2 protein-coding genes are annotated in these 4,183 nt (G+C 60.2%); one reads left to right on the plus strand and one right to left on the minus strand.

Annotation, left to right across the window (positions count from 1 at the left end):
• Positions 1-279: 279 nt before the first annotated feature.
• On the minus strand, positions 280-1,620 hold the full coding sequence (purD, locus tag QZ292_RS09815; RefSeq protein WP_294601060.1) for a phosphoribosylamine--glycine ligase: 1,341 nt from the start codon (positions 1,618-1,620) through the stop codon (positions 280-282).
• A 98-nt stretch (positions 1,621-1,718) separates the two neighbouring features.
• Here purD and QZ292_RS09820 point away from each other — a divergent pair, with 98 nt between their 5' ends.
• Positions 1,719-3,851, plus strand: coding sequence for a S46 family peptidase (locus QZ292_RS09820; RefSeq protein ID WP_294601063.1), 2,133 nt, complete (start codon positions 1,719-1,721; stop codon positions 3,849-3,851).
• The last annotated feature ends 332 nt before the right edge of the window (positions 3,852-4,183 follow it).

A 4,183-nucleotide genomic window follows, 5' to 3' on the forward strand; every position in this document is an offset into this window, starting at 1 on the left:
TTGTGAACAAAAAGAACCAAAAAAACTTTAGAGGATGCTTGCGCATCCTAAAGCTGCCGGCGGCCCAGTTCTCGGACTTTCTTTGGGCCGGGGATTCTTCCGGGGCGCGATAATGCGGGATTTACCCTACGCGCCCCGGAGAACCCCGACCCAAAAGCAATCACGAAGATTGAGGACTGCGGAGCGTAAGGAGTAGCGTAGCTAACTAAAAGTTTTTGGTGCCGCTTTTTACAAAAAGCGGCAGTTCCCTGCGGGTAGATACCCAAGAACCGAATGGTTTTATAATAGATCGCGGCCGATGTCGCGACGGCAATATTTGCCCTCGTATGTAATCCCCTCGATCGTCTTGTACGATGCAGCCGTCGCCGCAGGAATCGAATCCCCCAGCGAAGTCACCGCCAGCACCCGGCCTCCTGCCGTCACCGTCTCACCCCCCTTGAGAGCCGTCCCCGCATGGAAGACGATCGTGTCGCCCTCCCCGGCCGCCACTTCTCCCGATTCGCCCGCCGCAGGAGCAGCGGAGGCCGGCAATCCCTCGATCGGGAATCCCTTTTCGTATGCGCCCGGATAGCCGCCCGAGACGCAAACCACCGTCGCTGCCGTCCGAGGCGTCACCGTGACGGTCTTCTCTTCCAGCGTGCCGTGTGCGATCCCTTCGAACAGGTCGATGATGTCCGACGTAATCCGCGGCAGCACCACTTCGGTCTCCGGGTCGCCCATCCGGACGTTGTATTCGATCACCTTCGGTTCGCCTCCGCAGTTCATCAGGCCGATGAAGATGAAGCCGGTGTAGTCGAGCTCCTCCTCCCGGATGCCGCGGATGGTCGGCTCGACGATCCGGGTGCGCACCTTCTCCATAAACTCCGGAGTGGCGAACGGTACCGGCGACACGGCTCCCATCCCGCCTGTATTGGGCCCGGTGTCTCCCTCGCCGATCCGCTTGTAGTCCTTTGCCTCCGGCAGAATCTTATACGATTTGCCGTCCGTGGCCACGAAAACCGAGACTTCGATCCCCGACAGAAACTCTTCGATGACCACTTTCTTCGATGCGGCGCCGAATTTGCCCTCCAGCATGGCCCGCAGTTCCGCCTGTGCTTCCGCCAGGTCGTCGATAATCAGCACGCCTTTCCCCGCCGCCAAACCGTCCGCTTTCAAAACATACGGTGCCTGAACCTTGTCCGAGGCCAGAAACGCGCAGCCCTCTTCGACATTATCTTTCGTGACGGTAAAATAGGCTGCCGTCGGCACCCCGTGCCGGCTCATGAACGCCTTCGCATATTCCTTGCTCCCTTCGAGCCGCGCCGCCTCCTGCGACGGGCCGATCACCGGAATGTGCCGGATCTCGGAGTCGTTCAGAAAATAGTCTTTCACGCCGTCGACCAGCGGCTGTTCGGGCCCGACCACCACGAGGTTGATGTAGTTGTTCAGCACGAACTGCTTGATGGCCGGAAAGTTCGACGGGTCGAGGTCGGCGTTGACCCCGCAGGATCGTGTCCCGGCGTTCCCCGGCGCGATGAAGAGCTTTTCCAACCGCGGACTCTGCGCGATTTTCCAGGCGAAAGCGTGCTCCCGGCCGCCGCTGCCGAGAAGCAGAATATTTACCGTCTGCGGTAATTTCATCCGAATCGATTTTTTTAGTGAGACAAAGATACGTAAATTTGACACTCCCGACAATCCGGGACGCGAGAATAAAAAACCATAAAAACACAGACGAGGATATGAAAAGACGACTGATCGGGCTGTTCGCTGCTGCGGCGGCTCTGTGCGCGCCGTTCGGGGCGGCGGCCGACGAGGGGATGTGGCTCTTGCCTTTCATCGAGCGGATGAACATCGAACAGATGAAGGCTAAGGGGCTTCGGCTCGACGCGCGGGACATTTACGACCTGAACAATACGTCGCTCAAGGATGCGATCGTGATTTTCGGGGGCGGGTGCACGGGCGAGATCATCTCGCCCAACGGGCTGATCGCCACGAACCACCACTGCGGCTACGGGGCGATCCAGCAGCACAGCTCGGTGGAGCACGACTACCTGAAGAACGGCTTCTGGGCGGCGACGCAGCAGGAGGAGCTGCCGACGCCGGGGCTGGCGGTGACCTTTATCCGCGAAATTCGGGACGTGACGCCGGAGGTGCTGGCCCGGGTGAAGCCGGGGATGACGGAGGCGCAGCGCAATGAGGCGGTTAAAAAGGCTTCGGAGAAGATCGTCAAGGCTCACAGCGATGCGAAGACGTTCAAGGGGGCGCAGGTGGTGCCGATGTTCGGCGGAAACCAGTACCTGCTCTTCGTGACGGAGCGCTTTACGGATGTCCGGATGGTGGGGGCGCCGCCGTCGTCGGTCGGCAAGTTCGGGGGAGATACGGACAACTGGATGTGGCCGCGGCATACGGGGGACTTCTCGCTGTTCCGCGTCTATGCGTCGCCGGATAACAAACCGGCGGCTTACTCGAAGGACAATGTGCCTTACCGGGCGCCGAAGCATCTCGAAATCTCGCTCAAGGGATACAAGGAGGGGGATTATGCGATGATCATGGGCTTTCCGGGGCGGACGAACCGCTATATGACGTCGTACGAGATCGATCAGGTGCTGGAGCAGGACAATCCGATCCGCATCTTCGTCCGGGGAGAACGCCAGAAACTCCTCTGGGAGGATATGATGGCCGATCCGAAGATCCGGATTCAGTATGCGAGCAAGTATGCGGGGTCGTCGAACTACTGGAAAAATTCGATCGGTATGAGTCGCGGCTTGCGCCGGCTGGATGTGCGGGGCAAAAAGGCGGCGCAGCAGGCGGAATTTACGGCTTGGGTGAATGCGGCGCCGGAACGGCAGGCTACATACGGCCGGGCGTTGCCGCTGATCGACAGCGCGGTGCGGATGCGGCGCGAGGCGGCGCGCATCCAACAGTTCATGAACGAGGCGCTGCGGACGGGGGTGGAGAGCTATACGCTGGGTACGACGGTGAATGGAATTCTCGAAGGACAGAAGGATGACAAAAAGGCGGCGGAGGCGATCCGTCGGGCGGGCGAGGCGTTCTTCAAGAATTACAGTCCGGCGACTGACCGAAAGGTGACGCGGCGGATGTTGCAGATCTTTGCGGACAGCGTGGCGGCGGCGGACGAACCGTCGTTCTTTGCGGCGGTGCGGCCGGATGTGGCGGGCTATGCTGCCGGTTTGTCCGATAACTCTTTGCTGACGGATACGACGCGGTTCTACGGGGCGCTGGCGAATTTCGACCGGGCGCAGTGGACGGCGGATCCGGCGGTCGTGGCGGCGGCTTCGATCGGTGAGAAGAACAAGGCGTTGACGGACAGTGTACTGAAACCGGCGGCCGGGCTCTTTGCGGAGGGCCATCGGCTCTGGGTGGCGGGCCTGCTGGAGATGGATCCGGAGCGGGCGTATGCGCCGGATGCCAACTTCACGCTGCGGCTTACTTACGGGCAGGTGCTGCCGTATTGGGCGGCGGATGCGGTCTTTTACAACTACTTCACGACGCTGGGCGGGGTGATGGCGAAGGAGGATCCGAAGAATCCGGATTTCATCGTGCCGGAGCGGCTCAAGGAGCTCTACAAGGCGAAGGATTTCGGGCCGTATGCGGTGGATGGCGAGGTGCCGACTTGTTTTCTGACGAACAACGATATCACGGGGGGTAACTCGGGGAGTCCGGTGCTGGATGCGGAGGGTCGCCTGTTGGGGTTGGCGTTCGACGGCAACTGGGAGGCGATGAGCGGCGATATCGCGTTCGAACCGGATGTACAGCGGACGATTGCGGTGGATATCCGGTATGTCTTGTTCCTGATCGATAAGTATGCGGGATGCCGCCGGTTGATCGATGAGATGACGATCGTGCGGTAGATCGTTCAGAAATTTCGGATAAAGGTTTCCGGCCGTTCTGTGATGTGCAGGGCGGCCGGAATTGTTTTGCGGGGGCTGTGGCTGGTCTGGGAATGCTTGAGTAAGTTAGGGTAGAGGCTGGCAGTGGAAATGCGCAGCATTTCCCGTCCCCGCACCCGTTGGGTGTTTTGTTAGGGTTCTTTTCGCCTTACCAAGTGGGGCCCGCGCGGGTCGAGCGCAGTCGAAGCTTGACCGCGCGCCGACGCCTTAAAAGGCGATTCAACTGTTTCGGCGGTTAGCCGAAACAGTTGAATCGCCCAAGGCGCGCGAGAAAAATGCGAACGAAGCTCATC

The sequence above is a fragment of the uncultured Rikenella sp. genome (assembly GCF_910577125.1).
GTDB lineage: Bacteria > Bacteroidota > Bacteroidia > Bacteroidales > Rikenellaceae > Rikenella.

Coding starts and splice junctions, on each gene's coding strand:
- purD (WP_294601060.1), bottom strand. CDS start 1,620: ATGAAATTACCGCAGACGGTAAATATTCTGCTTCTCGGCAGCGGCGGC.
- QZ292_RS09820 (WP_294601063.1), top strand. CDS start 1,719: ATGAAAAGACGACTGATCGGGCTGTTCGCTGCTGCGGCGGCTCTGTGC.